Source organism: Terrabacter terrae, assembly GCF_039529575.1.
GTDB classification, from domain to species: domain Bacteria; phylum Actinomycetota; class Actinomycetes; order Actinomycetales; family Dermatophilaceae; genus Terrabacter; species Terrabacter terrae.
Window position 1 is genome coordinate 1 of record NZ_BAAANB010000066.1, and the last position, 4,701, is coordinate 4,701.

The following is a 4,701-nucleotide window of genomic DNA, read 5'->3' on the forward strand; positions in this document are numbered from 1 at the left end:
GCAGCGGCAGGCCGCTCGCCTTCTCGGCATCGGCGATGAGCCGCGCGACGAGGTCCGGATAGGACACCACGACGCCCTTGCGGAGCGACGTTCCCGTCACCCTCGTCGCGGCCGCGGCCAGGAGGTAGCCCACATCGACGTAGAGCGCACAGTAGGACCGCATGGGGGCAGGCTCTCACGGCAGGCGGCACGTCACCCGGCGGCGCAGCGACCCAGGAGCCGCGAACCCGGCCGGAACAGGGTTCGCGAGCCTTGGCCTAAACGACTGACGAGCCGCCCCGGCCGGCGTGACGATGGGGCTTCGGGGAGCAACGGTCAAGGAGCGCCGATGACGGAGCACATCGCACAGCACATCCCACAGCCCAGCAGGATCAACTTCTTCCCCGGCCGCCTGCTCTCCGTCGGCGACCTCGAGCACGAGCAGCAGCAGGCGCGCGAGCGGCAGTGGATGCACAACCGGCTGCTCCACGGCCACGGCGTCGTCGCCGGCCTCGACGTCACCGTCGCCGGCGACCGCGTGCAGGTCTCACCGGGGTTCGCGCTCGACTCCTTCGGGCGCGAGATCGTCCTGGCCAGCATGACGTGCCTCGACGCGAGCGAGGTCGACCACGAGAGCCACGGTCGGGTCCAGGTCGTCATCACCTGGGCCGAGGAGCCGGCCGGTACCGTCCTCGGGCCCGCCGGGTCCGTCCCCGACAGCTACGTCAACCAGCCCCTGCTCATGCTCGCCGACCACGTGCTGGGGGAGCTTCCCGATCACGGCGTCCTCCTCGCTCGGCTGCACCGCCGCGACGGCCAGCTGGTGGCCGACCCCTCAGTACGCCGGCACGTCCACCGGTAGGCGCGTGCCGTCAGTGCGTGGCGCGGCACGCCTCCCAGACCTCCGGGCGCAGGCGGCCGCGGTCGCTCACCGACAGCCCATCGGCCGGCGGAGCCAGGGCGGGGAAGGCGAAGCTGCTCCGCTTCCGTGGAGCGAGCTTCCGAGTGATGGGCGACACCGTGCTCGGTCGCGCGGTCAGTCCAGCGGGTCGCGGGTGGCGGCCCACAAACCGGCGATGCTGACGGCGGCCACCAGCCCCCACAGCACCAGCGAGCCGGCCCAGCGCTGAGCCGCCTCGGACGGGAAGACGTCGACCCACCGCTGCAGCGGGTGCGCAGTCGTCAGAGCGAGCACCATCCCGAGGAGCCCGCCGGCCACCATCTCGCCCGGCTCGGCCAGGCGACGACGCAGCGCCGCAGCGGTCGCGACGGCCGCGAGGGTCAGACCCGTCAGCTGCACCGTGATCCCGGCCTTGGCACCGCTCCCGCCGCGCAGCGCCACGCCCACCAGCGCCAGCGCGCCGAGCGCCACGAGCACTGCCGCGACCAGGAGCCGCGCCAGACTGCGCGTCCGCAGTGACGTCGGGACCGCGGCCACCGCCTCGCCGGCCGCCTCGTCGAGAACGTATGCCGCTGCGCCCGCCAGGACAGGGAGCCCAAGGGTCACAGCAGCGCCCGCCACAACCGTCCCCGGCCAGAGGACACCGACGCAGAGCAGGCCGACACCACCTGCCGTCAGCACCACGACGGGCCGCCACGGGAGCCCCGTGGCGGGACCGAGCGATCGCGGCAGGTTCATCTCGTCACCACGACGCTGTGGCCGTCCGGGAAGGTGCGGACCGGCTGGCTGAGACCGCCACTCACCGCAAGGCCGTAGGCGAGCATCGACAGGGCGAGAGTGACAGCGCCGGCACGGATGACCCGGCGTCGCGTCCGGCCCTCCGACCGCCACAGCAGGGCGGCCACCGCAGCCAGGGCGCACAGCGTGACCAGCCAGGCGAGGTACCACCGTGGCGATCCCGTGAGGCTCATGACGGAGGCGTTCTCGGGCGCGGTCGAGGTGAAGTAGCCGAACGGCGCGAAGAGCCGGAACCACCGCGTCCACGCTGCCGGCGCGGTGTCGCTGCTGCTGAAGGCTCCCAGGACTCCCATCGTCCACACCACCACAGCGAGCACGAGCACCGCGGAGGAGGCCCGGAAGCCCCACCACCGTCCGGCAGCGACACCGAGCAGGGCGCCCCCCACCGCGGCGACGACCGAGTTGCCGACCAGCACGGCGGCGATGTCGGCGTGCGAGAACGTGCCGTACATCCACCCCGGAGCGGCCAACGCCGCCGGCCTGACGCCGTAGTAGAGCACCAGCCACAGCACCGCGACCAGTGCCGGCACCACGGCGGTGACGCAGAGCGCGGCCGTCCGGCTCGTGGTCGAGGTCGGGGAGGCCTCGACCAGCTCCTCGGCCCGGGAGAACGACCGCGTGAGGTAGCACGCGGACAACATCGCGGCCACACCGACCGTGCTCGCGACGTCCGGCAGGGCGAAGGCCTCGTCCGTCGCCGGTCCGGCCGAGCGGACCAGGGCCGAGGTCGTGCCGACCACTCCCAGGACGGTGCCGGCAAGGAGCACCGGGTGCCGCGCGAGGCGCAGCGACTCGAAGAGGACGAGCACGCCGAACTGGCCGCGGCGGGGCCTCCCGGCCGGCAACGCGCCGGTCCCAGCGACGGCACGCACCGGGGTGCTGGTCATCACGCCACCTCTGCCGAGGGCTCGTGCTCCACGGACGACGAAGGCACCAGCCCCGCCGCGCCCCGGAGCAGCAGGTATGCGTCCTCGAGACTCGGCTCGCCGAGATCGGCACGTGCCGGCACGTGCTCACCCACGTTGCGGTAGCGGCCGGTCGCCGTGCGCCACGACGCCTGGGCCGCGGCATCAGGCTCGTCGGCCATCCACACCTTGCCGGCTGCGAGCGAGACGAGCTCGGGCACCGTCCCGTCGAAGTGGACGTGCCCCGCGTCGAGGACGACGACCCGGTTGCACAGGGCGGCGACGTCCTCGGTCTGGTGCGTCGAGATGAGCATCGTGGAGGTGGCCGCGATCTCGGCGAGCACGCCGCGCAGCGAGGCCCGCTGCTCCGGGTCGAGCCCAGTCGTCGGCTCGTCGAGGACGAGCAGCTCGGGCGTGCCGAGCAGGGCCTGGGCCAGGGCGACCCGTCGGCGCTGGCCACCGGAGAGGCGGCTGATCCGCTTCGTCGCGACGTCACCGAGACCGACGAGGTCGAGGACGCGCCGCACCTCCGTGGTGCGACGGTCACGGTCGGCCCACTCCTTGAGGACGGCCATGTAGTTGACGAACGCCATCGTCGAGAAGCCGCGTGGGAAGCCGAGCTCCTGCGGCTGGTAGCCGAGCCGTCGCCGGATCTCGGTGCGGGTGTCCGGCTCGCCCGGGTCCCGCCCGAGCAGGCGCACCCGGCCCTCGTCGGGCCGCAGCACGGTGGCCATGACCCGCAGCATGGTGGTCTTGCCCGCGCCGTTGGGTCCGAGCAGCCCGGTGATGCCGGGCTGCAGGTCGAGGTCGACCGCGTCGAGGGCGGCCACCGACCGGTAGCGCTTGGTGACGCCGCGCAGCGACACCGTGGGGGAGATGGGTGCGGTCATGACGGGATCCTTCCGATGGTGCCGAGGTGCCGTGCCCGCAGGACGAGAACCGGCGGGCCGATGGCGAGCATGAGGACGTAGAGCACGAGGTAGCGCGGCGCGAAGACCACCCAGATCGTGTCGAGGCGGGAGGCCGCGGCAGTGCCGACGAGCCACAGGGCGGTGATCACGGTGGCCGGCCACCAGGGCCCGAACCACGGCGACAGCGCGAGCACCGCGGCGGTGAGGCCGAGGGCCGGCAGCAGCCAGAGCCACGCCGCGGCCTCGGGGAAGACGAGCTGGCCGAGCAGCACGACGGGCAGGGCGGCGAGCAGGACGGCGGCCGTGCGCAGCAGGACGAGCCGCACAAGCGGGTAGGGCGCAGCGCTCTCCTGCTCGAGCGCCGCCGCCCCGACCTCGGGGCCGAAGGCCGTCGCCACGGCGAGCACCGGCACGACCGGCGCGACGGTGAGGAACATCGTGACGCCGCCGGTCCGGGCCGCGATCGCACCCCCAGCGGCAAAGGCCACCGCCAGCGCCAGCGCGCAGAACCACGACCCGCGCAGCGCCGGAGCCGCCGACACGAGCATCGCGTCGGCCGGCGGGAGGCCCAGCCGCACGAGGACCCGCTCGAGGATCGTTGGCCGCGGCAGCTCGACCTCGTCGCGCACCGAACGCCAGACCGTGTCGAGGTCCGGCAGCGAGCCGCCCCGCGACGTCTCACCGTCAGGGGAGCCCGGCGTGACGGCATACGTCATCGGTGCGGGGGCGTGACCGACCGCGTCGGCGACCGCCGCTTGGCACTGCGAGCACGCGACGACGTGCTGCTCGACCGAGAGGGACACCAGGCCGTCCGCCTCCCCGAGCACCCACGCCCGCAGGTCGGCGGATCGCACGTGACGAGTGCTCATGATCGGTGTCCTTCCACGAGGCTGGCTCTCAGGTGCGCCTTCGCGCGGTGCACCCGCGTCTTGACGGTGCCCTGCGGGATGTGGAGCAGGCTCGCGGCCTCGCGGGTGGTGAGCCCGTCGAGCACGGTGGCCTGGATGACGGCCCGCATCTCGGGGGAGAGGGACGCCATGGCGCGGCCGAGGTCGCCGTACTCCACCCCCTGCAGCAGCTCGTCCTCGACCGCGACCGAGGCGGCGCCCCGGGCGGTCGGGTCGGGCATCAGCACGACGGGGCGGCGGCTGCGCAGCCGGCTGACGAGCCGCCGGATCGCGATGCCCCACATCCAGGCGCCGACCTC

The 4,701-nt window shown here is 73.7% G+C and carries 6 protein-coding genes; 1 reads left to right on the plus strand and 5 read right to left on the minus strand.

The window, feature by feature from the left end:
- Positions 1-328 precede the first annotated feature (328 nt).
- Positions 329-841, plus strand: a complete 513-nt coding sequence (locus ABD194_RS19105) for a hypothetical protein (protein ID WP_343994429.1) — start codon at positions 329-331, stop codon at positions 839-841.
- Positions 842-1,015: 174 nt separating this feature from the next.
- Here ABD194_RS19105 and ABD194_RS19110 read toward each other — a convergent pair whose 3' ends face one another.
- From ABD194_RS19110 to ABD194_RS19130, 5 genes are all read right to left on the minus strand, one after another.
- Positions 1,016-1,618 carry a hypothetical protein gene (locus tag ABD194_RS19110; protein ID WP_343994431.1) on the minus strand — a complete coding sequence of 201 codons (603 nt, stop codon included), beginning with the start codon at positions 1,616-1,618 and terminating at the stop codon, positions 1,016-1,018.
- Positions 1,615-2,565, minus strand: coding sequence for a hypothetical protein (locus ABD194_RS19115; RefSeq protein ID WP_343994433.1), 951 nt, complete (start codon positions 2,563-2,565; stop codon positions 1,615-1,617). The genes ABD194_RS19110 and ABD194_RS19115 overlap by 4 nt, the downstream gene beginning before the upstream one ends.
- Positions 2,565-3,473 carry an ATP-binding cassette domain-containing protein gene (locus ABD194_RS19120; RefSeq protein ID WP_343994435.1) on the minus strand — a complete coding sequence of 303 codons (909 nt, stop codon included), beginning with the start codon at positions 3,471-3,473 and terminating at the stop codon, positions 2,565-2,567. Before ABD194_RS19120 ends, ABD194_RS19115 begins: the two co-directional genes overlap by 1 nt.
- Positions 3,470-4,363, minus strand: coding sequence for a hypothetical protein (locus ABD194_RS19125; protein WP_343994437.1), 894 nt, complete (start codon positions 4,361-4,363; stop codon positions 3,470-3,472). The genes ABD194_RS19120 and ABD194_RS19125 overlap by 4 nt, the downstream gene beginning before the upstream one ends.
- On the minus strand, positions 4,360-4,701 hold a 342-nt coding region (locus tag ABD194_RS19130; protein ID WP_343994439.1), incomplete at its 5' end, for an RNA polymerase sigma factor. The genes ABD194_RS19125 and ABD194_RS19130, both read right to left, overlap by 4 nt.